This is a genomic window from Gorillibacterium terrae, from assembly GCF_051594785.1.
Taxonomy (GTDB): Bacteria; Bacillota; Bacilli; order Paenibacillales; family NBRC-103111; genus Gorillibacterium.
Map to the genome: position 1 here is coordinate 1 of NZ_JBPPGI010000012.1, position 26,547 is coordinate 26,547.

Genomic DNA, 26,547 nt, shown 5'->3' on the forward strand with positions numbered 1-26,547 from the left:
TTTCCCGTTACTACAATTCCGTTTAGTTCCAGGTTCTTAATAATTGCTCCGTCCGTCACTCCAAAAAATCCATTCCCAGTTATCTTCATGTTTCGGATCACATGGTCATTACCATCTAGCATTCCTTTAAAGGGTGTGCTTACACTCCCAATGGGTAACCATGCCTGCCCAAGAAGATCAATATCCGCTTCCAATCGGTATTGCGCCGATAAGTTATTTTTTATGTCTAAGAGTTGTTGAGTTGTAGTAATAAGATAAGGCGAATCAGTGGTCCCTAGTCCATAAATTGCATAGGTAACATAAGTAACTTCATTAACAGAGTTTGATGTTTGACTGGAGTTATCTGATTGTTCCATTTTGCTAGCTAGTAAGTCTAATGGTTTAAAAAGTAAAGCGCTTAATATAAATGCCGCCAACACAAATGAGATAACCTTTTTAATGCATCCCTTATTAACGAACAACTAAATTTCCCCCCAAAACACTAATTTAAGTGTAATCAATAATAACATTCAACAGGTTTTTACATTTTCCTTCTTTATTTTCCCTTTTATAATACCAATATCACCCAAATGGCAGCAAATACTTGGTCTATTCAGTAATAATAAGCGCCCACCCTTGACACTTGATTTTCCTGCATTATAATTAAACGTGTTTAATACACTTTTAATAACGGAGGGTTTCCGCATGTCCGCCGACTCCACCAAAGATCAGCTCCTGAAAGCCACCATCCGGCTCCTGGCCGACGGCGGCGATTACCACCGCATTACGGCGAGGCAAATTGCCGAGGAGGCGGGCGCGAACCTGGCGATGATCAACTACTATTATTCGTCCAAGGACGCGCTGATGAGCTTGGCGGTCGACCGGATCATTGCGGCGAAGGCCAAGGAGCTCGGCCATTCGATTCCGCAAGAGGCACCGCCGCAGGAAAAGCTCCGGAGCTTCCTTATTCAGCTGTCCGATATGGCCGTGGCCTACGCCGAGCTGACCCGCCCCACCATTCCGTATCTTTTGCTGCACAAGGAAATCGAGACTCCGTACCACATCCTGCCCTACATCCGGGCCTGCTGCGGCTCTACCCGCAACGAAACCGAATGCCGGATTATCGCCTATCAGCTTGCCTCCTTTTTTAAATTGGTGTTCTATCGCTCCGAGGATTTCTTCAAGTATGCAAACGTGGATGTCGAAGACAAGAAGCAGCGGGATGAACTGGTGGACACGGCCATCCGTCTGTATCTAGAGCCTGTGGGAAAGGAGGAAAGCGGGCGATGAGAGCCTTGGCGATTCTATCGATCGTGGCCATCGGGCTGACGATCCTTTGCGGACTGTGGATGAAGTGGGGACCGGGTCCGAAGGATGCGAATTTTCATGCGCTTCTGTCGTTTGGCACGCTGCTGCTTTGCTTGGTCACCATCATTCTTTTTATGGCGAGAAAGTGAGGAATTCACATGGGGAAGATCCTGTTCGTCAACGGAAACGTGCAAGGGCATATCAATCCGACGCTTGCTCTGGTTCGGGAGCTGGTTGCCCGGGGAGAAGAGGTGGTCTATTGGGCCACCGAGGAATTTCGCAGCCCGATCGAGGCGGCGGGAGCGAGCTTTGAACCGTATGGGGAGCCGCTGAACCGGTTTCTGGCTTCGTATCGGCCGACCGGCGATCATCCGTTCTATACCCTCCTGGAGTTTCTGCTGAAGATGGATGAGCAGATCGTTCCCCTGGTGACCGAAAAAATAGCCGGAGCTTCCTTCGACTGCCTCGTCCACGACGCCATGTTCGGAGGAGGACGGGTGCTGGCGAAACGGCTCGGCCTTCCCGCCGTCTGTTCGTGCACGTCCTTCGCGATGAACCGCCTTCCCGTCCCTCCCGCCATGACCGAACCGGGGTTCCATCCCCAATTGGACCGGCTGTACGAAGAGATGGAACGGGCCGCCGCCGCTTGGGAGCTGGATTCCTTCACCTTGATGGACCTCCTCTTCAAGCAAGAGGATTTGACGGTGGTCTATACCTCGCGGCTGTTTCAACCCGATTCGGATGCTTATGACGACCGCTTTGCCTTTGTCGGCCCTTCGCTGGACCGCAACCTCGATCCGGGGGATTTCCCTCTGCACGAGCTGGAGGGCAAGCGGGTGCTCTACATTTCCATGGGAACGATCCACAACGGCGATGCCGCCTTCTACCGGACCTGCATAGAAGCCTTCGGCGATTGGGAGGGGAAGGTCGTCCTGTCGGTAGGCAACAAGGTCGATCTCGCTCTGCTCGGTGAAATTCCGGGCAACTTCATCGTCCGGCGAACTGTCCCGCAGCTCGCGGTGCTGCAAAAGGCGGACGCCTTCGTCAGCCACGGAGGGCTGAACAGCGTGAGCGAAGCGCTCTTCTGCGGCGTTCCCATCGTTGCCATTCCGCAGATGAACGATCAGCCGGCGGTGACGAAGCAGCTGGTCGGCCTGGGGGCGGGAATCGGGCTGAAGCCCGGAGATGCGACGGCGCAGGCGCTCCGCGATTCCGTGCAGGACGTGCTGCGCGAGGACCGCTATCGAAAAGCCGCCGCGGCCATCCGCGCGAGCTTCCGGGAAGCGGGCGGATACCAAGCGGCGGCGGATCGGATTCTCGCCTATGTCGAATCGGCTAAGCGAAGCCGGGGATAGAGCGGGCGAAGGCTCTGCCTTACAGGCCTTGCTGCCGTTCGTTCCGGAGCACGCCCATCCACTTGCGGCGCACATACGAGGGGAAGGAGAAGGTCTTCTCCTCGACAAAATAAGGCGCATCGTCGTCCGGCGCGATGACGATGCCGAGCTGGTGATGCTCGTCCTCGTAGAGCGGACGGCTGACGAATTTGCTCTCGCCCTCCAGGTTCAGCACCTCCAGCTTGCAGAAGGCCGAGTTCAGCCGGAGCGCCTCGTGCAGCTCCTCCTTGGTCTGCACGCGCATGCCGTTGACCTTGTGCAGCACCTCGCCGACGCCGAGACCGGCCGATTCAGCCGGACTTCCCGGCAGCACCGCGAGGATGGTAAGCCCGCGCGGTCCGTTCACATAGAACGGGCCGCTTTTGTGTTCCAGCCGGTCGCCGTAGGCCAAAACGGCTTCGTGCAGCAGAATCGACAGGATCGCCACGGCCCAGCCGAACGGCGTCCAGAAGACCGACAGCATGGCACCGGCGAGCAGTACCGCGCCGTACAGGGTGAGAAGCCCCGCCGTTTGCCGCAGCTTCGGCCGGGGCAGGCGGCTTAGGGTCATGCCGGTGAAGCCAATCACCGCGGGAAACGCGAGGAAGTCCCACTGCACGGCGCCCCAGTTGCCGGCGAGCAGCGGCTCCCACGGCAGGCCGACTCCTCCGCTCGCCACCGGCGCGAGCAGGAACAGCGGCACCGGCCAGAAGCCTTGCAGCTGATAGCTGCCGACGATCTTGCCGCGCTTGCTCTCAATGAACAGCGGCGTGGCCAGCCGGTCGCCCTGCAGGAGGATGAGCCCGGCCTCCAGGAGATGCAGCACGGCGACGAGCACGAACAGGGACGGGACATCGACGCCGTCGATCGCCCGATAGAACCAGTCGTAGCCGGAGTGACTGCCCCAGCCGGGGAGCTGGGGCAGGATCAGGTGGAGCAGGCCGAGCAGCCCGGCGGAGTAGGCGAGGCAGAGGAAGCGCACGCGCAGGAACAGGAGACCGAGGGTCAGTCCCCAGAGGAGGACGACGGTTCCCGGCTCGAGCCGGATGCCCGTTCCCGCAAGCACCAGGGAAGCGATGACGCCGGCGGCGAGTCCCCAGACGACGGTCCGCCAGGTTTCCTGCCCCAGGGAATGCAGCCGGCTGGCGAAGAACTTCCGCTCCAGGATGATGTGACGGCGATACTGGATCACCACGAAGAGAATGCTTATGTAATAAAAGGGGTTCAGCGCCAGCCTGCCGAGGGCGGCAAGAAGCCGGTGGAAAAGCTCTTCGGTTCCATTCATGATACGCTGTCTCCTTTTTTTGAGATGGATTCGTCTCCCTTCCTTTTCGACGCGGAAGAACGGAATCCTTCACGATTCGTCCCCTTTCCATTTTTTAACCATTCCGATTCTGGGACATTGTTGATCATCCACTAAATTAATCTTGATATTATTGTGTGTCACACAGTATAATGACGGAGAGGTGATGGAATGCCGGAAAACGATCAGCTCCAAAGCTTGATTACCGAGCTTCGCCGGGGCAGCTTGACCTTGGCGGTTCTGGGCTGCCTGAAGCAAGCGCACTATGGATACGCCCTGCTTCAGACCATGCAGGAGAAGCATATCGAGATTGAGGCCAATACCCTCTACCCCCTTTTACGCCGGCTGGAGAGTCAAGGCCTGCTTGTGAGCGATTGGGATACCAGCGAGAGCCGCCCGCGAAAATACTATACCTTAAACGAATACGGCAAAGACGTCTACCAAGCGCTGCTGAAAGAATGGAAGAAGATGCAGGTGAACCTTAATTCGATATGCGGAGAGGACGACGGGCATGGATAATCTGATTGAGCGTTATGTGTATGAGGTGATCCGCCAATTGCCGGAGAAGGAGCGGGAGGACGTCAGCCGGGAATTGAAATCGAATATTTACGACATGCTGTCCGATGAGGCGGACGAACAGGAGGTGGCGGCCGTTCTGAGCAAGCTGGGATCGCCTGCGGCGCTGGCGGAGAAATACCGGCAAACCCCCCGCTATCTGATGTCTCCGCCTGTCTATGAAACCTATGTACGCGCGCTTAAAAGCATCCTGCCGCTGGTCGGCGGCTTGGGACTGGTCATCGGCACCGCCCTGGGAGCCATGGATGCCATTCAGGATACGGCGGTGGATTGGGCGTCTTTGGCCAGCCATGCGGTTTCCAAGGGCATTACCGCGGCCTTTGCTGCCGCTTTTCAAGCGCTGGTGTGGACGACGATCGGCTTTGTCATTGCCGAAAGGGCCGGCGGCAGGTCCAAAGGCAATAAGAAATCGGAATGGAGCATCGAGGAGTTGCCGAAGGCGCTGCCGGATGAAAAGGGCCGAATCGCCTGGTCGGACAGCGTCACCCAACTGGCATTGATCGCTGTGTTCTCCGCTCTGGCTATCCTGGTCTGTACGGGAAGCATCCCGCTTGTATTCCTTCTTCGCAGCGGAGACACACAGATTACCACCCTGTTCAGCTCCTCGTTCCTCCATAGCTGTATCCCCGCCATCCTGATTATGGCTGCCTTCGGAATCTTGGCCTCCCTGAGCAAAATGATCCAACGCAAATGGACTCCACTCGTTTGCGGCGCCGTCATCGTCAGCAAGCTGATCAACATGGGCATTCTGATCTACCTGGTCCACCGTTCGGATCTGTTCAGTTCCGAATTTACCGCCTACCTGCAAAACGTGGATTGGGGCGATGGGAGTTCAGCGAGCTTTATGGGGATGGAAGGAACGACTGCCGTGATCGCTCTCTTTACCGCGGCAATCGTCGTGAGCGCGTTTCTGGGATGCGCCAAGGCCATCAAGCGGACTTGGAGCGGCAGCCATCAGCTCCATGTCTAGCACCAACAAAAAAGGCCTTTCCCGCGCGATTGTCTCGCGATGGGAAAGGCCTCTTCAATTGTGTGATGGCGTCGCTGGGCTTTACTTGCCAATCCGGCTCTTCGTTGCGGCGATGGCGGCGTTCAGCTGTGCGTCATTCTTCGGGTCGCGGAGCATCGTCGTGACCGACTCCTCCAAGCTGGTCAGGGTCTTGGCGTCCGCCTCTCCCGTAACCGGGAGCTTCTTGGCGGTCTGGTACGCCTTGACCTTCTCCGCCGTGGCTTTGCTGAAATACCCGTCCTGGCGGTCGGCGGCGTAACCGAGAGCGGCCAGCATGACCTGGAGCTTCTTCACCTCGTCGCCCACCGTATCGGCCTTCAGCGTCTTCTCCTTGGAGAAGGCCGTCAGGTTGTACACGGCCGGCTGCTCGACCTTGACGTCCGGCTCGATGCCCTTCTTGTGAATCCAGTTGCCGTTCGGGGTGAGCCATTTCATGATCGTCATCTTGATGTTGCTGCCGTCGCCCATTTCCTTCTCGTAGGTAACCTGAACGGTGCCTTTGCCGAACGATTTCTCGCCGACAAGCTGACCGCCGACGGCTTCCTTGACGATCCCGGCCAGGATTTCCGACGCGCTGGCACTGCCGCCGTTGATGAGAACGGTGACGGGGTACGTCTTAACCGGGTACTTGCCCTTGGCCGCCTCGCTGCTGCGCTTGCCGTCGCGGTCCTCGACCTGCAGCACCGTCTTGCCCTTCGGAACGAAGTGCTCGGCGATGTCGAGCACGCAATCGAGCAGGCCGCCGGGGTCGTCCCGCACGTCGATGATCAGGCCCTTCATGCCCTTCTTTTCCAGGCCGTTGAGCTCTTCCGTAAACCGCTCGGCCGTATCGGTCGAGAACTGGCTGATCTCGATCTTGCCGATCGTATCCGTCACCATCTCCGCGTAGACAGTTTCCAGCGGAATATCGTCGCGCACCAGCACGAGCTCCTGGGGAGCCGTGGAGCCGACTTTACGGATCGACAGCTTCACCTGGGTGCCCTTTGGCCCACGGATCTTCATGACCGCCTGATTGAGCGTCAAGCCGTCCAGCTTCTCGCCGTTGACGGAGAGAATGGCGTCGCCGCTGCGGATGCCGGCCTTTTCGGCGGGTGAACCTTTAATCGGGGCGGTGACGACCACCACTCCGTCCACCAGCGAGCATTCCGCGCCGATCCCTTGGAAGGACGAGTTGATCGTCTCGGCAAATTGCTGGGCTTCCTCTTGATCCATATAGGTCGTGTACGGATCGTCGAGCGCCTCCAGCATGCCGTGAATTGCCCCGTCCACGACCTTATCCTTATCGACCTTGCTGAGATAGTTGGACTCGATCAGCTCGTAGGTCTTCTCCACCTTGTCCAATTCCCTGCCGCTCAGCTTGCCGTCGTCGGCAGGACTGGCCTGGGGGCCGGAAGCGGACGGGGTTGCGCCGGGCTTGCCGGCACCCGACTGGGAAGCCGAAGACGGGCTTTTCTCCCATAGAGGAGAGCCCGTCGCCGCCATTGTGAAAAGGCTGCCGGCAAGTAGCGCCAGCAGCACGAGAGCAAGTACCGAACGACCTTTGAATGTCATGGAAACCTCCACCACCTTAAACGGGCCTGACTGCTTGTTCAGTATATGTCAAGCCCATCCGGTTTAGTATCTCTATTGAATGTAGGGCAGTGAATCGACCGGAACCTCGTTGATGCGCACCTCGAAGTGCAGATGGTTCCCGGTCGAGTCTCCCGTGTTGCCAACGCCGGCAATCACTTGGCCGCGTTTGACGTTCTCCCCTTCGCTGACGTAAATCCCGCCTTCCATGATATGCCCGTACCAGGTCCAATACCCGCCGCCGTGGTCGATGACGATGCAGTTGCCGTATCCGTTCACCCAGGACGCGATCAGCACCGTGCCGTCATCGGCCGCGAGAATTTTCGATCCCCGCGGCGCGGCGATGTCGGTTCCCTTGTGCAGCTTGCGGACTCCGGCGATCGGGTCGATCCGGTAACCGAAGGTCGAGCTGATCGTATTGCTCGCCGGCACCGGCCAGAGGAACTTGCCGTGGTGCTCGCTGGCTGCCGTGGACGTGCCTCCGCCCTTGTTGCCGACAGCGGCCTTGGCGGCTTCCGCCTCTCGGCGCCGCTTCTCCTCCGCTTCCTTGCGCCGCTTCTCAGCCGCTTCCTTGGCGAGAATCTCCTTTTGCTGGGTATAGAGGGTCTGCTTCTGCTTGGCCAGCGCGATCAGGCTGGCTTCGGCATCTTCGCTGATGTCCTCTTGCTCCGCCTGCTCCTGCGAGAGGCTGGCGATGACCGCCTTCACCCGCTTTTCCTTATCCTGCAAGGAAGCCTTAAGGTCCTCGGCGTCGGCGTACAGGCCCTTCACTTCGGTCAGCTTCGCCTCAACGTCCTTTTTCATGGCCGCGATCTCGTTGCGGTCCCGCTTGTTCTCCGCCAGAATCTTCTTGTCCTGGGCGACGAGCGCCTTGATCGAATCAAAGCGGTCGATGAAATCGGAGAAGCTCGTGGCGCTGAGCAGCACGTCCAGGTACGAAACCGACCCCTTCTTATACATCATGCGGAGGCGGGATTTGAACAGCGTGTCACGGTTGGCCACCCGCTTCTCGGCTTCCTCCAGCTTATCCCCCGTCTCCTGGAGCTTCAGGCTGGTCTCGGTAATCTGCGTTTCCAGCTTGGTCAGCTTGTTTCCCTGCGTCTTGATATCGGCCTCAAGCTCGTTCAGCGAGACGACCTTCTGCTGCTTCTGCTGGTTAAGGGTAGAGGCTTTCTTCTCGGCCGCCTTCTGCTGCGCGGCGGTCTGCTGCTCCTGCTTGCGAAGCTGCTGCAGCTGCTTCGCAATGTCTTCCTTGGCTCCGGCGGTGGCGGTCATCGGCTGAATCAGGAGCGACGCCGTCAGGCTGATCGCGATCCAAGTGGTCAGGTTCCGTTTCAACATCCCGTCCTCCTACACTTTCAAGAATTTGCGAACCGACAGCGTGCTACCCCAGATGCCGATTACAAGGCCGATGACCATCAGGAGGATGGCAATCGGGTATACCGTTTCGTTAAAAGGCGACATTTTCAGCATGAGCGTGCTCATCCCCGGCTCGAAGAATTCGAGCGCGAGGTGATAACCGTACGTGAGGATGGCCGCAGGAATCAGCGCTCCCTGGAAGCCAATCAGCGCTCCCTCGATAAAGAACGGCCAGCGGATAAAGCCGTTCGTCGCCCCGACCAGCTTCATGATCCGGATCTCCCGGTTGCGGGCGAGAATCGTCAGCTTGATCGTGTTTGAGATGAGGAACATGGAGGTAAAAACAAGGGCAACCACAAACACGATGCCGATGTTGCGGACGACCCGGGTCACCTTGAACAGCGAGTCGACCGTATCCTTGCCGTACTTGACCTCTTCGATCGGCGGCGTGTCCCGGCCGTCATTGAGCTTCTGGATCCGTTCCGTGACGCTCTGCACGGTGCGGGGTTCCTTGACTTCGACGGAGAAGCTGTCGGGCAGCGGGTTGTCCTCGCCGTCATACCCCTTTAGCGGGTCATTCAGCGTCTCGCGCATGGCGGCGAGACCTTCCTCCTTGGACACGAACCGAACCTTTTTCACTTCCGGCATTGCCTGAATTTTGGACTGAATGTCCGCCCGCACGTCCGCAGGCGTCTTCAACTGCAAATAGACCTTGATTTCAACCTGGCTTTCCAACTGCTTCGACATATCGTTGACGTTGATCCCGAGCATGAGAAACAGGCCCAGGATGAACAGGGAAATCGTAATTGAGCTGATCGAGGCGAAGGTCATCCAGCCGTTGCGGTACATGCTGCGGGTGCCTTCCCGGAAATGCCGGCGGAGGGTGCTAATCTTCATAGCCGTATTCCCCCCTCTGCTGGTCGCGGGCGATCTGGCCCTTCTCGATGGCAATGACGCGGCGGCGGCGGGTATTGACGATTTCCTTGTTGTGCGTCGCCATAATGATGGTGGAGCCGCGGTAATTGATCTCGTCCAGCAACTTCATGATGTCCCAGGACGTATCCGGGTCCAGGTTGCCGGTGGGCTCGTCCGCGATGATGACGGCCGGGTTATTGACGATGGCGCGGGCGATCGCCACGCGCTGCTGCTCGCCGCCGGATAGCTGATTCGGGAAGGAATCGACCTTGTCCCGCAGATGAACCAGGTCCAGCACCTCCAGCGTCCGCTTCTTGATGAGCCGCTTCGGCGCTTCGATGACTTCGAGCGCGAAGGCGACATTTTCGGCGACGGTGAGCTTGGGCAGCAGGCGGAAATCCTGGAAAATGACTCCGATGTTGCGGCGTACATAGGGAATTTTGCGCGGCTTGAGCTTGCCGAGGTTGAAGCCGTTGACGAAGATCGTGCCCTTGGACGGCTTCTCCTCGCGATATATCATCTTCATGAACGTCGATTTGCCGGCTCCCGAGGGCCCGACGACATAGACAAATTCGTTGGCGTCGACTTTGAGGTTGATCCCCCGGATGGCTTCGGTGCCGTCCGGATAGGTCTTCCAAACGTCGTGCATTTCGATCACATCATCACTTCCTGTCACTAGTAAGCCCTAACAACTTCGACAATTGCGGTCAAATTCCTCCGGGCGTCAGGAGAAACTCCCCTATTTTTTCACGGAATTCGCAAATCGGCTTACGCCCTAGGGGCTTGCGCGGATGGCGGCGGACGAAGGGGCGAGTCTCGCAGAATGCGCGAATGGAAGGCGGAATCGGGAGCGGATGAACGGAGATGAAGGCTGCGCACGGGAAAGAAACGCGTCTGACGGCATGCCCGATTCGCGAGACACGAGTCTTATTGTACAGGAGGAAAAAGCCCGCGACAAGGCAAAACGGCGATTTCGGCGTCGAATTCTCTGAAAAGTCCAAACATTGTTGCCGAATCGACGGGCTTAAACTCTATCGTTCTTGCGAAGGAAAAGTCGAGATTTTCGCCCTGCGGACTAGCCGATCGGAGCTACGCGATCGCAAGCTTCGCCGGCAGACATTATGGACCAAAAAGCGAACCGCCCTCGTCGGGCGATTCGCTTTTTGGGTTCGTCGTTATCGGCAGAATGCGGCGGATCGGCCGGGCGTTCTCGCCGGGCCGCCGACCGAAACCGGCGACGGATCGTTCAGGCGGCTTACCGGTCAAAGCCGGCCATCCACTCGGCCGTGGCGGCCGCGTTCTGCCTGGCGCGGCCAAGCGCCGCCTCCACCTGAGTGCGGGCCGTGCCGCCGTAGACGTTGCGCGCGTTCACGACATGCTCCGGCTGCAGCACCTCGAAGATGTTCTCGTCGAACAGCTCGGAGAATTCGCGGAATTCGGCGAGTGTGAGGTCGAGCAGGAATTTGTCGTGCTCGATGCCGTACAGCACGAGCCGGCCGATCACCTCATGCGCCTGGCGGAACGGTAGCCCCTTGGTGACCAGGTAATCGGCGATGTCGGTGGCGTTGGAGAAATCCCGATTCACCGCCTGGCGCATCCGTTCCGTGCGCACCTTCATCGTCGCGATCATCGGCGCGAAGAGCTGCAGCGCCCCCTCCAGGGTGCGGACGGTGTCAAACATTCCTTCCTTATCCTCCTGCATGTCCTTGTTGTAGGCGAGCGGCAGGGCCTTCAATACGGTGAGCAGGCCGATCAGATGGCCGTACACCCGTCCCGTCTTGCCGCGGACGAGCTCGGGCACGTCCGGGTTCTTCTTCTGCGGCATGATGCTGCTGCCGGTGCAGAAGGCATCGTCCAGCTCGATGAAGCCGAACTCGGTGCTCGACCAGAGCACCAGCTCTTCGCAGAGGCGGGAGAGGTGGGCCATGACGAGCGATGAGTTGGCGAGGAACTCGACGATGAAATCGCGGTCGCTGACGGCGTCGAGGCTGTTCTCGTAGACGCCGTCGAAGCCGAGCTGCTCGGCGACGAAGTGGCGGTCGATGGGAAAGGTGGTCCCGGCCAGGGCGCCCGCTCCCAGCGGCAGCACGTTCACGCGCTTGTAGCTGTCCCGGAAGCGGCCGATGTCACGCTCCAGCATGGACACGTACGCGAGCAGATGGTGCGCGAGCAGGATCGGCTGGGCGCGCTGAAGGTGGGTGTACCCCGGCAGGATCGTGTCGAGGTTCGCTTCCGCCTGGGCGAGCAGCGCCTCCTGCAGCTTGTGCAGGAGACCGGCAATCTCCACCGTCCGCTTGCGCAGGTACAGGTGCATGTCGGTCGCCACCTGGTCGTTGCGGCTGCGGCCGGTGTGCAGCTTGCCGCCGACCGGACCGATCTCGGCGATCAACGCCTTCTCGATGTTCATGTGGATGTCCTCGTCGCCCACCGAGAAGGCCAGCTCGCCGGCCTTGATCTTGGCCAGCACCTTGGTCAAGCCCTCGGCGATAACGGCGGCATCCGCCTCCGGAATGATGCCGGAGCGGCCCAGCATCTTCACATGCGCCAGGCTTCCCTGGATGTCCTCCTCGGCCAGCTCCTTGTCGAACAGAATCGACGCGGTGTATTCCTCCACCAACTGGTTGGTCGGTTTGGTAAAACGTCCTCCCCACAGCTTGGACACGTGCATTCCCTCATTTCCTCAAGCAGGCTCCCGGCGCTTGCTGCGCGGGAGCCCGGTTGGTTTTGATTGATTCCGTCGCCGGCGTCGGTTCATTTCTCCGAAACGGCGTTCAGCCGGCCGAATCGGTTAATCGGCGGTTATACGTTCGCAATGGCCGTCTTCCCGCCGGCTCTCCCGACTTTATTGGTTCTCCTTGGCGTTCTGCTCGACGCCGGAAGCCACCTTCAGGCGCAGGGCATTCAGCCGGATGAAGCCGGCGGCATCTCCTTGGTCGTACGCCTGAGTCGGATCGGCTTCCATCGTGGCGATGTTCGGGTTGTACAGGCTGACGGGGCTCTTCACGCCCGCGCCGATGACGTTGCCCTTGTAGAGCTTCAGCCGGACGGTGCCGCTGACGTTCTTCTGGCTCTCGGCGACGAGCGCCTGCAAGGCGATCCGTTCCGGAGCAAACCAGAAGCCGTTGTAGACCAGCTCCGCATACTTCGGAATCAGCGAATCGCGCAGGTGCATGACCTCGCGGTCCATGGTCAGCGACTCCATCTTGCGGTGGGCCGTGAAGAGGATCGTCCCGCCCGGCGTCTCGTAGACGCCGCGGCTCTTCATGCCGACGAACCGGTTCTCGACCATGTCGACCCGGCCGATGCCATGCTTGCCGCCCAGCTTGTTCAGCGTCTGCATCACTTCGAGCGGAGAGAGCTTCTCTCCGTTCACGGCGACGACATCGCCCTGAACGAAATCGAGCTCGATGTATTCGGGCTCATCCGGCGCGTCCTCCGGCGACACGCTCAGCACGAACATGTCCTTGTTCGCTTCCGCGCTCGCGTCGAACCACGGGTCCTCGAGAATGCCGCTCTCGAAGCTGATGTGCAGCAGATTGCGGTCGGTCGAATACGGCTTGGCCGCCGTCGCCGACACCTGGATGCCCTGCTTCTCGGCGTAGGCGATCATCTCCGCCCGCCCCGGGAACTGGGCGCGGAACTCCTCCAGCCGCCAGGGAGCGATCACCTTCAGCTCGGGCGCAAGCGCCGCCGCCGTCAGCTCGAAGCGCACCTGATCGTTGCCCTTGCCGGTCGCCCCGTGGGCGATGGCGGTCGCGCCCTCGGCGCGGGCGATCTCGACCATCCGCTTCGTGATCAGCGGCCGGGCGATGCTGGTCCCGAGCAGGTACTGCCCTTCGTACAGGGCGCCCGACTGGAACATCGGGTAGATGAAGTCGGAAGCGAACTCCTTGGTCAGATCGTCGATATACGCTTTGGACGCTCCGGTCTTGATCGCTTTTTCCTCCAGGCCGTCCAGCTCATCCTCCTGGCCGATGTCGGCCGTGAAGGTGATGATCTCCGCATCGTACGTTTCCTTTAGCCACGCCAGGATTACGGAGGTGTCCAGCCCTCCGGAATACGCCAGCACGATTTTTTCCTTCGCCATGCCGTTCATTCGCTCCTTTTCCTGAATCGAGTCGGTCTCTTCTATTTTACATTAATTCTACATCAAGGCTGCCAGAATCGCCTTCTGGGCGTGCAGCCGGTTCTCCGCTTCGTCAAAAATAATCGAGTGCTTGCTGTCGATCACGCCCGAGGTTACCTCTTCGCCGCGGTGGGCCGGCAGGCAGTGCAGGAACACGTAATCCGGCTTCGCCAGCTCCGTCAGCTCCTCGTTCACCTGGAAGTCGGCGAAGGCCCGCTCGCGGATCTTCTGTTCTTCCTCGAAGCCCATGCTCGCCCAGACGTCGGTGTACACGACATCCGCGTCCGCGATCGCTTCGCGGGCATCGCCGGTCACGAGCAGCGAACCGCCCGTCTCCGCGGCGATCCGCCGGGTCTGTTCCTGAACGCCTGCGTCGGGCTGATAGCCTTCCGGCGAAGCGACGGCGACGTGCAGGCCGAGCTTGGCTCCGCCGATCATGAGCGAATGCGCCATGTTGTTGCCGTCGCCGATATAGGCGATTTTAAGCCCATCGAGCCGTCCCTTGTGCTCCAGCACGGTCATGTAATCGGCCAGCGCCTGGCATGGATGCGAATAATCGGTCAGGGCGTTGATGACCGGAATCGAAGCATGCTGCGCCAGGTCGACCAGGATCTGATGGCCGAATGTGCGAATCATAATGCCGTCCAGGTAGCGCGACAGCACTCCGGCCGTGTCGGAGATGATCTCCCCGCGACCGATCTGCAGGTCGTTCCGCGACAGAAACAGCGCGTGGCCGCCGAGCTGGTACATCCCCACCTCGAACGAAACCCGGGTCCGCGTCGAGGATTTTTCAAAGATCATGCCGAGCGTCTTGCCGGCGAGCGGCCGGAAGGCTTCTCCGGCCTGGTTGAATTTCTTCAGCTCGATCCCCAGATCGATCAGCTGCCGGATCTCCTTCGGCGTATAGTCCGCCAGGCCGAGGAAATCTCGTCCCTTCATGCCGAGGGCGTGCAGGTCATGGGCTATCATCCGCGTTCGTCCGCTCCTTTATCCCTAAACTGTTAAACGCCGCTGCCCACCGGCTTGCGGCCGGCCAGCACGCCCGCGATGATCGCGACCGCCCGGTCGATGTCGTCCTCGGTAATGATGAGCGAGGGCAGAAGCCGGATCACGTTCGGGCCGGCCGAGACCACGAGGAGTCCCTGCTGATGGATGGCCGCGATATCCCCCGCCACCGGTCCGGCGCATTCGATGCCGATGATCAATCCCTTGCCGCGAATTGCCAACACGTAGCCGTTGCCGTCCAGGCTCTCATGCAGCTTGCCGAGCAGGTAGTCGCCCAGCTCGGCCGCGCGCTCCGGCAGCTTCTCCGCCAGCATCGTCTCGACCGTGGCGATGGCTGCGGCCGCTGCGATCGGCGTGCCGCCGAAGGTGCTGGCGTGGCTGCCCGGCGTGAAGGCGGCCTTCAGCTTCTCCTTGCCGAGCATCGCGCCGATCGGGAAGCCGCTGCCGAGCGCCTTCGCCAGCGTGAAGATATCCGGCTCGATGCCGTAATGCTGATGGGCGAACAGCTTGCCCGTGCGCCCCATTCCGGTTTGCACCTCGTCGACGATGAGCAGCAGCCCATGCTTCTCGCAGAGGCGGACGATCTCCTGCACGAAGGCCGGGTCGGCCTCCAGCACGCCGCCCTCCGCCTGAATCATCTCCAGCATGATCGCGCAGGTCTCCGCCGTGATGTAGCCTTCGAGCGCCGCCGCGTCATTGAACGGCGCATGCACGAAGCCTTCCGGCAGCGGAGCGTAGCCGTCCTTGACCTTGTCCTGCCCCGTCGCCGTCAGGGTCGCGAGCGTACGGCCGTGGAAGGATTGCTGGAAGGTGATGATCTGGTACTTCCCGGTGCCGAGCACCTTGGAGTGGTAGCGCCGGGCCAGCTTGATCGCCGCCTCGTTGGCTTCGGCGCCGCTGTTGCAGAAGAAGACGGCGTCCGCCGAGCTGTGCTCGGTGAGCAGCCCGGCCAGCTTCTCCTGGTTCGGCTGGCTGAACAGGTTGCTGCAGTGCCACAGCTCATCCAACTGGGCGGTAAGCCGCTCCTTGACCGCCTGCGGAGCATGCCCGAGGCTGGTCACCGCGAGTCCCGACATGAAGTCGAGGTACTCCTTTCCGGTGTCGTCGTACAGCTTCGTGCCTTCGCCTTTCACCAGGGTAATGGGAAACCGGGCATAAGTGGAAAACAGGGCGCTTGCGGATTCAGCCATCCTTCTCACTCCTTCATGATAATGATTTATAATGATTTGACGATTCGCGTCCCGGTGTCGCCGACCAGCAGCGTGTGGCGCAGGATGCCGGGAACGGAGCCGTCGACGATGACGACCTCGCGGACTTGCCCGTGCAGGCAGGCGAGCGCCGCCTCCACCTTGGGAATCATGCCGCCGTAGATCGCGCCGGACGCGATCATGGCGCGGATCTCTTCTTCGGTGATCACGGGAACCGTCTCCCGTCCCCGCTCTGTCTCGCGGAGGATGCCGGGAACGTCGGTCACCACGATCAACCGGCCGGCGCCGATGGCGGAAGCGACCGCTCCCGCCGCGGTGTCCGCATTGATGTTATAGCGTCCCGCGCCCTGGAAATCCAGCCCGACCGGCGAGACGACGGGAATATAGCCTAGCGTTAGGATTCCATTCAACAATGTGCCGTTCACGTGGGCGACCTCGCCTACGAGTCCGATGCGGTCGGCGTTCTCCACGGGCACCGCCTCGATCAGCCCGCCGTCCACGCCGGAGAGGCCGACCGCGGGAGCCCCGGCCGCCTGGAGCCGGCGGACCACCTGCTTGTTGATGGCGCCGGACAGCACCATCTCCACAACATCCAGCACTTCTTCGCTGGTCACGCGCAGCCCGCCTTCGAAGCGGCTTTCGATGCCCAGCTTGGTTAGCGTGTCGTTGATCGCCGGACCGCCGCCGTGGACGATAACCGGCGACCAGCCCTCCTCCCGGAGAAGCCGCAGCTCGGCATAGAAGGAATCCGGCAGCGCCGCCAGGGTGCTGCCGCCGCATTTGATGACAAAGCTCCGTTCGCCCGTCTCGCTCATCCGTTCGCCGCCTCCTCTATCGGTCAGGTGCGATACGCCGCATTGATGCGGACGTATTCGTAGGTCAGGTCGCAGCCCCAGGCCGTGGCCCGGGCGCCGCCCATATGCAGCTCAACGTCGATGCGGACCTCGTCCGCCGTCTTGAGGTATTCGGTCGCGGCCGGGTCGTCGAAGGGAATCGGCCGCGAGCCCTTCAGCACGAGAAAGTCGCCCAGCCGGACGTCGACGGTATCCGGGTTGACCGGCTGGCCGGCGCGGCCGACCGCGGCCACGATCCGTCCCCAGTTGGCATCCGCGCCGAAGCAGGCCGACTTCACGAGGCTGGAGCCGACCACGGTCTTGGCGATCGCCCGCGCGGCCGTTTCGCTCACGGCCCCGGTTACGTTGACCTCGACCAGCTTCGTCGCTCCTTCTCCGTCGCGGGCGATCGCCCGGGCCAAGTGCCGGGCCACATGGCGAAAGCCCTCGGCGAAGGCCTTCCAATCGGGGTGGCCGGGATGAAGCCCGCCGCCTCCGGCGAGGCCGCTCGCCAGGGCCACCACCATATCGTTGGTGGACGTGTCTCCGTCCACGGTAATCATGTTGAAGGAAGCGTCCGTCGCTTCCGCCAGCAGGCTCTGAAGATCGGCGCTCGTCACCGGAGCGTCCGTGGTGATGAAGCCGAGCATGGTCGCCATGTTCGGGTGAATCATCCCGGAGCCCTTGGCGGCTCCGGCGATATGCACGGGACCGGCGGCCGTCTCGACGCGGACGCAGACCGACTTCTGCACGAGATCGGTCGTCATGATCGCCTCGCAGAAATCATCGCCGCCGTTCTCCGCCTTCGCCAGCGCGGTCGGCAGGCCGGCGATGCCGCGCTCCACCTTCTCCATCGGCAGGTTCTCGCCGATGACGCCGGTGGAAGCCACCCCCACCAGCGTCTCGGCGATGCCGAAGGCATCGGCGGCGAGCTTGCGCATCGCCCGGGCGTCGGCCGCTCCCTGTTCGCCGGTGCATGCGTTGGCGTTGCCGCTGTTGACCACCAGCGCTTGGAGCTTGCCGGCGTTCGCCGCGATGCTGTCGCGCGTCACCTGCAGCGGAGCGGCCTGGAAGACGTTCAAGGTATACACGGCGGCAGCGGCCGCCGGAACTTCGCAATAGAGGAGACCCAGGTCCCGGCGCTCGGTCTTCTTGAGACCGCAGTGCAGGCCGCCGGCCTGAAAGCCCTTCGGCGTGGTCAGATTGCCTTCGTCCAAGAGGACAAACGAATGATTCATAGCGGTCAGCCCCATTCCCATCACAATAAATTCCTGTAGATTACGGATAAAGCGGCGAGAATTCCAGGCCCGCCGTCTCCTCCCAGCCCATCATCAGGTTCAGGTTCTGCACGGCTTGACCGGCAGCCCCCTTAACCAGATTGTCGATGGCCGAGACGATCGTCACCCGCCGGGTGCGCTCATCCACCGCGAAGCCGATGTCGCAATAATTGGAGCCGGCCACCTCCTTGGTGGCGGGCCACTGTCCCAACGGACGAATGCGGACGAACGGTCTGCCTTCATAGTAGCTTCGATACGCGGCGATAAAATCCTCCGCCGACCGCTTGTCGGTGAGCGTACCGTAGATCGTGCTGAGAATCCCCCGCGTCATAGGGGCCAGATGCGGCGTGAAGGTCACCCGCACCTCGCGTCCGGCCGCCCGCCCAAGCGCCTGCTCGATCTCCGGTGTGTGCTGATGCTTGCCGATTTTATAAGGCTTCAGGTTATCGTTTATTTCCGAGAAGTGAGAGGACAGCGCTAAGCCCCGTCCGGCACCGGACACGCCGGACTTGGCGTCGATGATCAGGCTGTCGGGATCGATCCACCCCGCCTGCACGGCCGGGATCAGGCCGAGAAGCGTCGCCGTCGGGTAACAGCCGGGGTTTGCGATCAGCCGTTTCCCCGCCGCCTCCGCGCCGAATACCTCGGCGAGTCCATAGACCGCCTCCTGCAGATAAGCGTCGGCCGCGGGCTCCTTGCCGTACCAGGCTTGATAGACGCTCCCGTCCTTCAGCCGAAGATCCCCGGAAAGGTCAATGACCTTAAGGCCCGCCGCCAACAGCTCCGGCACCAGCGCGCTGCTGACCCCATGCGGAGTTGCGGTAAAAACCACATCCGCCCGCTCGGCGATGCGAACCGGGTCGATCGCTTCGAGCGCCCAATCCGCAATCCCGGCAAGATGCGGGAAGCTATCCGCGAGAGAAGCTCCCACGGAGGAAGACGAGACGACCGACGTCAGCTCGGCATAAGGATGCCGCAGCAGAATTCGGATCAGCTCCACCCCTCCGTATCCGGTTGCGCCTACCACGGCCGCTCTGATTTGTTTCTCCATCCGCCTCTCTCCCTTCCCGTTTCCGTCCCAAAAACATATGTATTATTATACGTTTTGATGTATGATAATTCAATGCTATTTTTCAAGACTGTGCCTTCTGCGCCGAAAAAAGCATACAGCCCCTTCATCCCGACGGAATGAAAGGGCTGTTGCTATGCATGCATCGGTTCTCACCGTTGTCCCGCCCCGCGTGTCTGAAGCATCTCCGACATCTTCAGGAAGCGCACGCCAGGCATCAGTCCGGGAGCTTGCTTGACCGCTTCCGCCGTCTTCTTCCCGCCCGCTCCCACATGGCCGATGGCGATGGCCGTTCCGTGCTTGTCCACCAGCTCGCCGAGCTTCCGCAGCTGCTTGCCAATCGCCGCCGATTCCTTGATGTCGTCCAGGAACAGCTCGTTGTCGGTGCTGGCCACCCCCATGTCCCGAGCCGTCCGGCCGGCGATGCTGCGGTAATTGGTGTGACTGTCGAGAAAATACAGGTTTCGCTCCTTGCAGACGGCCAGTACATTTCGCATCACCCGTTCGTCCGATGTCGCTTTCGACCCCATGTGATTGCTTATTCCGACGGCGTGGGGAACGTGGTCGATGGCCGAGCGGACCCGGTCCTGAATTTCTTGGTCGCTCAAATCGCAGGTGATGGCCCCCGGACCCAACCAGCTTTTCCGTCCGGTGAACGGCTCCATCGGCATATGCACGATCACCTCATGGCCCTTATAATACGCCTCTTCCGCATCCTGCTCCGAAGTCGCCAAAAACGGCATGACCGCCACCGTTATGGGGAATGGTAAATTCATCATCTGCTCCGTGCCGCCCATCCGGTTGCCAAAATCGTCGATGACGATCGCCACGGCTTTTCCCGTCGAAGCTTCCGCCCCCGGTCCGCTTCCCTGGATTGCGGCCGGCGTGGCGCCTGCCGTAAGGGTTGAGCCCAGGCCGATCAGAACGGCCGCCGCGAGGGTTCTACAAAATCGGTTCATTGCTGTCTTCTCCTTCCGCTTGGCTTCCTGCCGTATGGGTTTAGCTTTGCCAAAAGCGGAATTCGAATGGCTGGGAAATTTCGCATAGCATAGATCCGATCCAAACGCGGTATGCTAGTGCTTCGTTTGATTAGAATGCCACAAGGGGGTCTCTTCCGATGAAATCTGACGCTTTCACCCGTTCCCGCCGAGTGCTGCGGGTGGTTTCCGCGCTGATCGCCTTGCAGCTCTTCCCTTCCGCAGCGGACCTGGTCTCCCCTCCGTTCCGGTCCGGGCTGCCTTCGTCGGTCCAGGCCGCTTCCGCACCGGCCCGAGGCCGCGATTATTATGAAGCGAGAGGGGATATCGTCTGGGAGGTCCCGATGGCTGAGAAGCTGATCGCCCTCACCTTCGACGACGGGCCCGACCCGGAAGAGACTCCGCCGATCCTCGATCTGCTGAACCAATATCAGGCAAAAGCGACGTTTTTCGTCCTCGGCCGCAAAGTCGATCAATACCCGGAGCTCGCCGCCCGCGAGGTCCTGGAGGGACATGAGATCGCCAACCACACTTACACTCACCGCTATTTCAACCGGCCGATAACCCAGGAGCTGCTCTCCTCCGAGATCAAGCGCACGGATGAAGCCGTCCTGCGGGCCACCGGGCGCAAGCCGGTGCTGTTTCGGCCTCCCGGCGGCTATTACGGCCAGGCGGTGGTCGACGGAGCCAAGCGGGCCGGCTGCAAAACGGTGCTCTGGTCGTGGCACCAGGACACCGAGGATTGGAATCGCCCCGGTACGGAGAAGATCATCCGCAAGGTGCTGACCAATGCGCGCAATGGCGACATCATCCTGTTCCACGACCACGTCGAGGGCAAAAGCCAGACCCTCGCGGCGCTGCAGCGGATTCTCCCGGAGCTGTCGAAGCGGGGTTACCGGTTCGTCACGGTCTCCGAGCTGTTGACCCATAAAGAGTCCAAAACGGTGGGCCATTGATTAGAGCCTGCCGGATTGGTTGTACGGAATTTTTCTCCAATTCGTTCCGGAATTTTCTGGTATGATACCATTTGGAAGGATGATTCGTTCCGGAGGTTTTTGGAATGCCCTTATCCGCTTACCGCAAAAGCGCACTCGATTCTTTGCAGGGGAATTGGCGTCGCGCTGTAGGAATGACCGTATTTTTTCTGGCTGGAATCGGTCTGTTGACGATTGGAATGAAACACCAAAAATGGTTTTTTCTTGTCTATTGCGCCTTTCTCTATTTAACCGTTCTGGAAGGACTCTGGAAGTCTCTGTCGTTGATTCGTCAGAAGGAAAGCATTTCGGTCTCCGATGCACATCCTCTTACTTCTCCGGGCGATTCGCGTCCGTACTCCAAGGCACGCCGGGTCTGGGCGATCCTCGTGGTAGGGATTCTTCTCGCTATCGCCAAGCTTATTGCCGAGCTGCCGGGAACGGTCTTGCTTTCCCTCTACACAGGAAAGATCGTCGCTTTCGTTAATTGGGGCCTCCCCGAGAACCGCTACACCCTGCTGTATTACCTCCACTACCTGTTATGCTCGATTCCGGGTCAGTTGGTTGTCCTGCGACTGAGCATGGCCTTGTTATTGTTGAAGGATCGCCCCCATGCTTCGGGATGGACCACTCTCGTCACTAGCTGGCGGATGATGAAGGGGCGGACCTTGCGCCTGTTCCTGCTGCTTCTGACCTTTTACGGCTGGCTGCTGGCCTGTGTTCCTACTCTCCTCGTTGGGCTCCTCTGGCTCATTCCTTACGTCGGAACAGCGATGGCCGCCTTTTATCAAGACACGATCCGGGTCTCGGCCTATCCGCGTCCGCTGGGGACAGACCCGACGCAACCGGAGCTCACTCCATCCGTATAAGTACATAAAGTCAGCAGCTCCCTGAGAGCCGCTCCTCGAGGTGAAACCGATTCATGCAATGGCGTTCCCGAGATTATCGGCAAAAAGCATTTGACTCCCTGCACGGGCATTGGGGGCTCGCGGTAGGCATCACCTTGTTTGCCGGCGTCGTCTCCTATTTGCTCCGCAACACCAGCGGCCACCTGCTCGCTCTCACGGAGATCTTGAGCTGGATCATCAGCTTTCTGCTGACGGTCGGCGCGAGCTGGACTTTTCTCACCTTGGTCCGCGGTGAAAAGGCTACCTTCTCCACCCTGTTTGACGGCTTCCGCTCCTTTGTCCCGGTCATCCTGACGGGGATCGTTCAAGTGCTCGTGGTCGTTCTGGCCATGCTGCCGGGGACGGTGCTGCTCTTCGCCCTGTACGGCGTTCTCCCTTATCAGGAGATCCAATACACCGAGCTGGAGGGCATCGTCGGCGGCTTTCTGTTGATCACCTTTTTCCTCATCCTGCTTCCTTCCTTGTTCATCGGACTCAAAACCAGTATGACCGTCTTCCTGTTACGGGATCATCCCGAGCTGCGCGGCTGGAAAGCGGTAAAAGCTAGCTGGCGGATGATGAAAGGCAAGGCGTGGAAGCTGCTCGTTCTGGAGCTGTCGTTCTTTGGCTGGATCTTGCTCGCCATTCTTACCTTCGGGATCGGGATGCTCTGGCTGATTCCCTACATGACCGCGGCCACGGCTGCCTTCTATGAGGCGAACAAGCCCCCCGCCGATAACTTAACGTAAGCGAAGCGAACTTCTGCAAGGGGACCAGACGTCGCATGGCGGCGATCTGGTCTTTTCTTTTTCCCGCCCCCCACCCAAAGGGAGCTTTATTCATTCGCTTCCCGGTGGCGCCGCCTTATTCCTTCTGTTCGTTTGGGCTGGAGAAAAATAATAAAAGCCATATCGGAGGACAGTTTGCATCCTCCGGTATGGCGATTCGTTGAGCTTGAGGACTTGCGCATTACTCCCGGTCGCTGTCCGGGTTCTTGTTCATTTCGCCGCGCAGGGCCGCATCGATCAGGAAGTCGATCTCGCCGTCCATGACGGCTCCCACATTCCCCGTCTCAGCTCCGGTGCGGTGGTCCTTGACCATGCTGTACGGATGGAAGACGTACGAGCGAATCTGGCTGCCCCAAGCAATGTCCGATTGCACGCCGCGGATCTCGGCAAGCTCCTTCTTCTGCTCCTCGATCCGGCGCTCGTAGAGCTTGGAGCGCAGCATCGTCATCGCCCGCTCGCGGTTCTTGATCTGCGAGCGCTCGGTCTGGCACGACACCACGATGCCGGTCGGCATGTGCGTAATCCGCACTGCGGAGTCGGTGGTGTTGATGTGCTGACCGCCCGCGCCGCTGGAGCGGTAGGTGTCGACCTTGAGATCCTCGGAACGGATCTCGATGTCAATCGTGTCGTCGATTTCCGGCACCACGTCGCAGGAGACGAAGGACGTATGACGGCGGCCGGCGGCGTCGAACGGAGAGACGCGGACGAGCCGGTGCACGCCTTTCTCCACCTTCAGGTAGCCGTAGGCATTGTACCCCTTGATCAGCAGGGTGACACTCTTCACACCCGCTTCATCGCCGGGCAGGTAATCGAGCACTTCCACCTTAAAGCCGCGCTTCTCCGCCCAGCGGCGGTACATGCGCAGCAGCAGATCGGCCCAATCCTGCGATTCCGTGCCGCCCGCGCCGGGGTGAAGCTCGAGAATCGCATTCAGCTTGTCGTACGGCTGGTTCAGCAGCTGCTGAAGCTCGTAGGCCTCCAGCTTGGAGACGAGCGCCTTGGTGCCTTGGCGAAGGTCGTCCGCCATGCTCTCGTCTTGCTCTTCCTCGATTAGCTCAACCATCGTCGCGAGGTCGTCATACTCGGCCTGAAGCTCCTCAAACTCGGAAGCAGCCGACTTGACGGCGTTCATCTCGGCGATGACCTTCTGCGCCTTCTCATTGTCGTCCCAGAAATCGGGTGCGGCCATTTTGACTTCAAAATCGGCGATCTGCTCTTTCTTCAGATCTAAGTCAAAGAGACCCCCTAAGGGCATGAAGTCGGCCTGCAACCTCGCGCAGGTCTTGCTTAACGTCTACAATATCGAACATCGGTATCTCTCCTTTTGCCGCCGCGGTCCGGGCGGCTCTCTTCGTTTCGATAAAGAAACAGGATCGGATAAGCCTCGGAAGGCTATCCTTTCCTGTCCCGGAATCCGTTTCCCTCTTCGGTCGGTTCAGTGCTTCAAGCCTGCCCGTGGCAATGCTTGTATTTCTTGCCGCTGCCGCAGGGGCACGGATCGTTGCGGCCGACCTTGTTGTCGTCGCGCTTCATCGGGCGCTTCTCGGCGGGTTCCCCGCTCGGATCGACGGCTTGGCCTTCGGCCACCGCCTGGCGCTCCAGGTTGTTCACTTCGACCTGGGCTTTCATGATATAGAGCGCCACTTCCTCCTGCACGCTCTCGACCATCTCGTTGAACATTTCGAAGCCTTCGAACTGATATTCGCGCAGCGGGTCGGTACCGCCGTAAGCGCGCAGGTGAATCCCCTGACGGAGCTGGTCCATGGCATCGATGTGGTCCATCCACTTGCTGTCGACGGCCCGCAGGACAACCACCTTTTCAAACTCGCGCATATGCTCGACGCCGATCATTTCCTCGCGCTCGTTGTAAAGGGCGGTGATCTTCTCCTTGAGCTGTTCGATCATCTCTTCCGGTTCTTTGCCCCACAGATCGTCGCGGCTGATCGTGCCTTCCGGCAGGAACGTGGCGTGAACGTACTTGATCAAGCCCTCGTAATCCCATTCTTCCGGAATCTGGTCCGCCGGGCAGTGCGACTGAACCGCGCGCTCCAGCACCGGGAACAGCATGCCTTCGACGATGCCGCGGATATTGTCCGATTCGATGACGTCGCGGCGCTGCTTGTAGATGACGTTGCGCTGCTGGTTCATGACGTCGTCGTATTGAAGCACGACCTTCCGGACGTCGAAGTTGTTGCCTTCGACGCGCTTCTGGGCCGATTCGATGGCGCGCGACACGAGTTTGCTCTCGATCGGCTGATCTTCCTCGAAGCCGAAGCGCTCCATCATCCCCATGATGTTTTCTGCGCCGAACCGGCGCATCAATTCATCCTCGAGGGAGATATAGAATTGCGACGAACCGGGGTCGCCCTGGCGTCCCGCGCGTCCGCGCAGTTGGTTGTCGATCCGGCGGCTCTCATGCCGTTCCGTCCCTATGATATGCAGACCGCCGAGCTCGGGCACACCCTGGCCGAGCAGAATGTCAGTCCCGCGGCCCGCCATGTTGGTCGCAATCGTTACCGCGCCCGGCTGGCCGGCCAGAGACACGATCTCCGCTTCCTCGCGGTGGAACTTGGCGTTCAGCACCTGGTGCTTGACGCCCTTCTTCTTCAGCATGTCCGACAACAGCTCGGAGTTCTCGATGGAAATCGTACCGACGAGAACCGGCTGGTTGTTCTTATGCCGCTCGACGATCTCGTTCACGACTGCACGGAACTTGCTGGCGACCGACTTGTAGACGATGTCCGGCATATCCTTGCGGATCATCGGCTTGTTCGTCGGCACGACGACGACGTCCAGGCCGTAGATCTTCTTGAATTCCTCTTCTTCCGTCTTGGCCGTACCGGTCATACCGGCCAGCTTGCGGTACATGCGGAAGTAGTTCTGGAAGGTGATGGTGGCGAGCGTCATGCTCTCGTTCTGCACCTTCAGGCCTTCCTTGGCTTCGATCGCTTGATGCAGGCCTTCGCTGTAGCGACGTCCGGTCATCAGACGGCCGGTGAATTCGTCGACGATGATAACTTCCTCATCCTGGACGACGTAATCCTGGTCGCGGTGCATGATGACATGTGCCTTCAGGGCCTGGGTGATGTGGTGGTTCAGCGTCACGTGGGCATGGTCGTACAGGTTGTCCACGCCGAACATCTTCTCCGCCTTCGCTACGCCTTCCTCGGTCAGCATGACGCTCTTCAGCTTCACGTCGACCGTGTAGTCGGTTTCCGCCTTCAAGCGGCTGACGAATCGGTCGGCGGCCGTATAGAGCTCCGTCGACTTGGCGGCTTGGCCGGAAATGATCAGCGGCGTCCGGGCTTCGTCGATGAGAATCGAGTCGACTTCGTCGACGATGGCATAGTACAGCGGGCGCTGCACCATCTGCTCGGTGTACAGCACCATGTTGTCGCGCAGGTAGTCGAAGCCGAATTCGTTGTTCGTTCCGTAGGTGATGTCGCAGGCATAAGCGGCCTGCTTCTCGCTGTGGTCCATGTTATGAAGGTTCAAGCCGACGGTAAGGCCGAGGAAATTGTAGATCTTGCCCATCTGCTCGGCGCCCACGGTGGCGAGGTAATCGTTGACGGTAATCAGGTGAACGCCCTTGCCGGTGATGGCGTTCAGATATAAAGGAAGGGTAGCGACCAGCGTCTTCCCTTCACCGGTCTTCATCTCGGAGATCTTGCCTTCGTGGAGGACCATGCCCCCGATCATCTGCACGTCAAAATGCCTCATGCCCAAGGTGCGTTTGGAAGCTTCGCGCACGGTGGCAAACGCCTCCGGCAGAAGCGCGTCGAGCGTCTCCCCGTCCGCGTGCCGCTTCTTGTATTCTTCGGTTTTGGCCCGAAGCTCGTCATCGGTGAGCTTCTCGAACTGGGGCTCAAGCGCGTTGATCCGCTCCACCGTCTTCATCATCTTCTTGATGTCGCGCTCGTTCTGATCGCCGAACATCTTCTTAACCATTCCCAACATGGGACGTACCCCTTTCACTAATGCAAAAATGGCTGTGCACCGCATCCCACACGGG

General features: G+C 60.0%; 24 protein-coding genes and 1 pseudogene. 9 read left to right on the forward strand and 16 right to left on the reverse strand.

The window, feature by feature from the left end; all coding sequences use genetic code 11:
* Positions 1 to 461, reverse strand: a pseudogene (locus tag ACSEXS_RS22295) (hypothetical protein); the annotation flags it as partial.
* 223 nt (positions 462 to 684) lie between these two features.
* Between ACSEXS_RS22295 and ACSEXS_RS22300 the strand changes: the two are divergent.
* Genes ACSEXS_RS22300 through ACSEXS_RS22310 form a run of 3 tightly spaced genes read left to right on the forward strand, consistent with a single transcriptional unit; the run spans position 685 to position 2,642 of the window.
* Entirely contained in the window at positions 685 to 1,269 is a 585-nt protein-coding gene (locus ACSEXS_RS22300) for a TetR/AcrR family transcriptional regulator (RefSeq protein ID WP_438435449.1), read from the forward strand.
* Positions 1,266 to 1,436 carry a hypothetical protein gene (locus tag ACSEXS_RS22305; protein ID WP_438435450.1) on the forward strand — a complete coding sequence of 57 codons (171 nt, stop codon included), beginning with the start codon at positions 1,266 to 1,268 and terminating at the stop codon, positions 1,434 to 1,436. The genes ACSEXS_RS22300 and ACSEXS_RS22305 overlap by 4 nt, the downstream gene beginning before the upstream one ends.
* A 9-nt stretch (positions 1,437 to 1,445) precedes the next feature.
* Entirely contained in the window at positions 1,446 to 2,642 is a 1,197-nt protein-coding gene (locus ACSEXS_RS22310; protein ID WP_438435451.1) for a macrolide family glycosyltransferase, read from the forward strand.
* Positions 2,643 to 2,661: 19 nt separating this feature from the next.
* Here the strand turns inward: ACSEXS_RS22310 and ACSEXS_RS22315 are convergent, their stop codons facing one another.
* Positions 2,662 to 3,945, reverse strand: a complete 1,284-nt coding sequence (locus tag ACSEXS_RS22315; protein WP_438435452.1) for a PDZ domain-containing protein — start codon at positions 3,943 to 3,945, stop codon at positions 2,662 to 2,664.
* 189 nt (positions 3,946 to 4,134) lie between these two features.
* On the opposite strand from ACSEXS_RS22315, the gene ACSEXS_RS22320 reads away from it, so the two are divergent.
* Together ACSEXS_RS22320 and ACSEXS_RS22325 are read left to right on the forward strand one after the other, a co-directional pair.
* Complete coding sequence (locus tag ACSEXS_RS22320) at positions 4,135 to 4,482, forward strand: PadR family transcriptional regulator (RefSeq protein ID WP_438435453.1); 348 nt, start codon at positions 4,135 to 4,137, stop codon at positions 4,480 to 4,482.
* Positions 4,475 to 5,509, forward strand: coding sequence for an HAAS signaling domain-containing protein (locus ACSEXS_RS22325; protein WP_438435454.1), 1,035 nt, complete (start codon positions 4,475 to 4,477; stop codon positions 5,507 to 5,509). The genes ACSEXS_RS22320 and ACSEXS_RS22325 overlap by 8 nt, the downstream gene beginning before the upstream one ends.
* Before the next feature lie 81 nt (positions 5,510 to 5,590).
* On the opposite strand, the gene ACSEXS_RS22330 is transcribed toward ACSEXS_RS22325, so the two are convergent.
* The 12 genes from ACSEXS_RS22330 to ACSEXS_RS22385 all read right to left on the reverse strand — a co-directional run bounded on the left by ACSEXS_RS22330 (position 5,591) and on the right by ACSEXS_RS22385 (position 19,868).
* Positions 5,591 to 7,099, reverse strand: coding sequence for a S41 family peptidase (locus tag ACSEXS_RS22330; RefSeq protein WP_438435455.1), 1,509 nt, complete (start codon positions 7,097 to 7,099; stop codon positions 5,591 to 5,593).
* Between the two features lie 72 nt (positions 7,100 to 7,171).
* The gene (locus ACSEXS_RS22335; protein ID WP_438435456.1) at positions 7,172 to 8,458 is read right to left on the reverse strand and encodes a murein hydrolase activator EnvC family protein; all 1,287 of its coding nucleotides are present in this window, start codon (positions 8,456 to 8,458) and stop codon (positions 7,172 to 7,174) included.
* Positions 8,459 to 8,467: 9 nt separating this feature from the next.
* On the reverse strand, positions 8,468 to 9,373 hold the full coding sequence (gene ftsX, locus ACSEXS_RS22340) for a permease-like cell division protein FtsX (RefSeq protein WP_438435457.1): 906 nt from the start codon (positions 9,371 to 9,373) through the stop codon (positions 8,468 to 8,470).
* Positions 9,363 to 10,049 (reverse strand): cell division ATP-binding protein FtsE, encoded by a 687-nt coding sequence (gene ftsE / locus ACSEXS_RS22345; protein ID WP_438435458.1) that lies wholly within the window; start codon positions 10,047 to 10,049, stop codon positions 9,363 to 9,365. The genes ftsX and ftsE overlap by 11 nt, the downstream gene beginning before the upstream one ends.
* Before the next feature lie 597 nt (positions 10,050 to 10,646).
* Positions 10,647 to 12,053, reverse strand: a complete 1,407-nt coding sequence (gene argH / locus ACSEXS_RS22350) for an argininosuccinate lyase (RefSeq protein WP_438435459.1) — start codon at positions 12,051 to 12,053, stop codon at positions 10,647 to 10,649.
* Between the two features lie 180 nt (positions 12,054 to 12,233).
* Positions 12,234 to 13,478 (reverse strand): argininosuccinate synthase, encoded by a 1,245-nt coding sequence (locus ACSEXS_RS22355; RefSeq protein WP_438435460.1) that lies wholly within the window; start codon positions 13,476 to 13,478, stop codon positions 12,234 to 12,236.
* A gap of 57 nt (positions 13,479 to 13,535) precedes the next feature.
* Positions 13,536 to 14,486 (reverse strand): ornithine carbamoyltransferase, encoded by a 951-nt coding sequence (gene argF, locus ACSEXS_RS22360; RefSeq protein WP_438435461.1) that lies wholly within the window; start codon positions 14,484 to 14,486, stop codon positions 13,536 to 13,538.
* Positions 14,487 to 14,518: 32 nt separating this feature from the next.
* Complete coding sequence (gene argD / locus ACSEXS_RS22365; RefSeq protein WP_438435462.1) at positions 14,519 to 15,712, reverse strand: acetylornithine transaminase; 1,194 nt, start codon at positions 15,710 to 15,712, stop codon at positions 14,519 to 14,521.
* A 26-nt stretch (positions 15,713 to 15,738) separates the two neighbouring features.
* Positions 15,739 to 16,545, reverse strand: coding sequence for an acetylglutamate kinase (gene argB / locus ACSEXS_RS22370; protein ID WP_438435463.1), 807 nt, complete (start codon positions 16,543 to 16,545; stop codon positions 15,739 to 15,741).
* Between the two features lie 23 nt (positions 16,546 to 16,568).
* Positions 16,569 to 17,816: a bifunctional glutamate N-acetyltransferase/amino-acid acetyltransferase ArgJ gene (gene argJ / locus ACSEXS_RS22375; protein WP_438435484.1), complete on the reverse strand. Its 1,248-nt coding sequence runs from the start codon at positions 17,814 to 17,816 to the stop codon at positions 16,569 to 16,571.
* Positions 17,817 to 17,841: 25 nt separating this feature from the next.
* The gene (gene argC, locus ACSEXS_RS22380; RefSeq protein WP_438435464.1) at positions 17,842 to 18,891 is read right to left on the reverse strand and encodes an N-acetyl-gamma-glutamyl-phosphate reductase; all 1,050 of its coding nucleotides are present in this window, start codon (positions 18,889 to 18,891) and stop codon (positions 17,842 to 17,844) included.
* 170 nt (positions 18,892 to 19,061) lie between these two features.
* Positions 19,062 to 19,868, reverse strand: a complete 807-nt coding sequence (locus ACSEXS_RS22385; protein ID WP_438435465.1) for a divergent polysaccharide deacetylase family protein — start codon at positions 19,866 to 19,868, stop codon at positions 19,062 to 19,064.
* Between the two features lie 158 nt (positions 19,869 to 20,026).
* Between ACSEXS_RS22385 and ACSEXS_RS22390 the strand changes: the two genes are divergently transcribed.
* The 4 genes from ACSEXS_RS22390 to ACSEXS_RS22405 all read left to right on the forward strand — a co-directional run bounded on the left by ACSEXS_RS22390 (position 20,027) and on the right by ACSEXS_RS22405 (position 22,699).
* Complete coding sequence (locus ACSEXS_RS22390) at positions 20,027 to 20,842, forward strand: polysaccharide deacetylase family protein (RefSeq protein ID WP_438435466.1); 816 nt, start codon at positions 20,027 to 20,029, stop codon at positions 20,840 to 20,842.
* A 104-nt stretch (positions 20,843 to 20,946) separates the two neighbouring features.
* Positions 20,947 to 21,729 carry a DUF975 family protein gene (locus ACSEXS_RS22395; protein WP_438435467.1) on the forward strand — a complete coding sequence of 261 codons (783 nt, stop codon included), beginning with the start codon at positions 20,947 to 20,949 and terminating at the stop codon, positions 21,727 to 21,729.
* 53 nt (positions 21,730 to 21,782) lie between these two features.
* A complete protein-coding gene (locus ACSEXS_RS22400) occupies positions 21,783 to 22,496 on the forward strand; it encodes a DUF975 family protein (RefSeq protein WP_438435468.1) in 714 nt (237 codons plus the stop codon).
* A gap of 35 nt (positions 22,497 to 22,531) precedes the next feature.
* Positions 22,532 to 22,699 (forward strand): hypothetical protein, encoded by a 168-nt coding sequence (locus ACSEXS_RS22405; protein WP_438435469.1) that lies wholly within the window; start codon positions 22,532 to 22,534, stop codon positions 22,697 to 22,699.
* Positions 22,700 to 22,716: 17 nt separating this feature from the next.
* Here the strand turns inward: ACSEXS_RS22405 and prfB are convergent.
* Together prfB and secA are read right to left on the reverse strand one after the other, a co-directional pair.
* A protein-coding gene (gene prfB / locus ACSEXS_RS22410) for a peptide chain release factor 2 (RefSeq protein WP_438435470.1) occupies positions 22,717 to 23,845 on the reverse strand; the annotation gives its coding sequence in 2 pieces (ribosomal slippage) (positions 22,717 to 23,769 and positions 23,771 to 23,845; 1,128 coding nt in all).
* Positions 23,846 to 23,978: 133 nt separating this feature from the next.
* On the reverse strand, positions 23,979 to 26,492 hold the full coding sequence (gene secA / locus ACSEXS_RS22415; RefSeq protein WP_438435471.1) for a preprotein translocase subunit SecA: 2,514 nt from the start codon (positions 26,490 to 26,492) through the stop codon (positions 23,979 to 23,981).
* Positions 26,493 to 26,547: the final 55 nt, after the last annotated feature.

Coding starts and splice junctions, on each gene's coding strand:
- argD (WP_438435462.1), bottom strand. CDS start 15,712: ATGGCTGAATCCGCAAGCGCCCTGTTTTCCACTTATGCCCGGTTTCCC.
- ACSEXS_RS22310 (WP_438435451.1), top strand. CDS start 1,446: ATGGGGAAGATCCTGTTCGTCAACGGAAACGTGCAAGGGCATATCAAT.
- secA (WP_438435471.1), bottom strand. CDS start 26,492: ATGTTGGGAATGGTTAAGAAGATGTTCGGCGATCAGAACGAGCGCGAC.
- ACSEXS_RS22400 (WP_438435468.1), top strand. CDS start 21,783: ATGCAATGGCGTTCCCGAGATTATCGGCAAAAAGCATTTGACTCCCTG.
- argJ (WP_438435484.1), bottom strand. CDS start 17,816: ATGGGGCTGACCGCTATGAATCATTCGTTTGTCCTCTTGGACGAAGGC.
- ACSEXS_RS22330 (WP_438435455.1), bottom strand. CDS start 7,099: ATGACATTCAAAGGTCGTTCGGTACTTGCTCTCGTGCTGCTGGCGCTA.
- ACSEXS_RS22355 (WP_438435460.1), bottom strand. CDS start 13,478: ATGGCGAAGGAAAAAATCGTGCTGGCGTATTCCGGAGGGCTGGACACC.
- ACSEXS_RS22300 (WP_438435449.1), top strand. CDS start 685: ATGTCCGCCGACTCCACCAAAGATCAGCTCCTGAAAGCCACCATCCGG.
- argB (WP_438435463.1), bottom strand. CDS start 16,545: ATGAGCGAGACGGGCGAACGGAGCTTTGTCATCAAATGCGGCGGCAGC.
- ACSEXS_RS22315 (WP_438435452.1), bottom strand. CDS start 3,945: ATGAATGGAACCGAAGAGCTTTTCCACCGGCTTCTTGCCGCCCTCGGC.
- ACSEXS_RS22320 (WP_438435453.1), top strand. CDS start 4,135: ATGCCGGAAAACGATCAGCTCCAAAGCTTGATTACCGAGCTTCGCCGG.
- ACSEXS_RS22325 (WP_438435454.1), top strand. CDS start 4,475: ATGGATAATCTGATTGAGCGTTATGTGTATGAGGTGATCCGCCAATTG.
- ACSEXS_RS22305 (WP_438435450.1), top strand. CDS start 1,266: ATGAGAGCCTTGGCGATTCTATCGATCGTGGCCATCGGGCTGACGATC.
- ACSEXS_RS22390 (WP_438435466.1), top strand. CDS start 20,027: ATGAAATCTGACGCTTTCACCCGTTCCCGCCGAGTGCTGCGGGTGGTT.
- ACSEXS_RS22335 (WP_438435456.1), bottom strand. CDS start 8,458: ATGTTGAAACGGAACCTGACCACTTGGATCGCGATCAGCCTGACGGCG.
- ACSEXS_RS22395 (WP_438435467.1), top strand. CDS start 20,947: ATGCCCTTATCCGCTTACCGCAAAAGCGCACTCGATTCTTTGCAGGGG.
- ACSEXS_RS22405 (WP_438435469.1), top strand. CDS start 22,532: ATGGCGGCGATCTGGTCTTTTCTTTTTCCCGCCCCCCACCCAAAGGGA.
- ACSEXS_RS22385 (WP_438435465.1), bottom strand. CDS start 19,868: ATGAACCGATTTTGTAGAACCCTCGCGGCGGCCGTTCTGATCGGCCTG.
- ftsX (WP_438435457.1), bottom strand. CDS start 9,373: ATGAAGATTAGCACCCTCCGCCGGCATTTCCGGGAAGGCACCCGCAGC.
- argF (WP_438435461.1), bottom strand. CDS start 14,486: ATGATAGCCCATGACCTGCACGCCCTCGGCATGAAGGGACGAGATTTC.
- argC (WP_438435464.1), bottom strand. CDS start 18,891: ATGGAGAAACAAATCAGAGCGGCCGTGGTAGGCGCAACCGGATACGGA.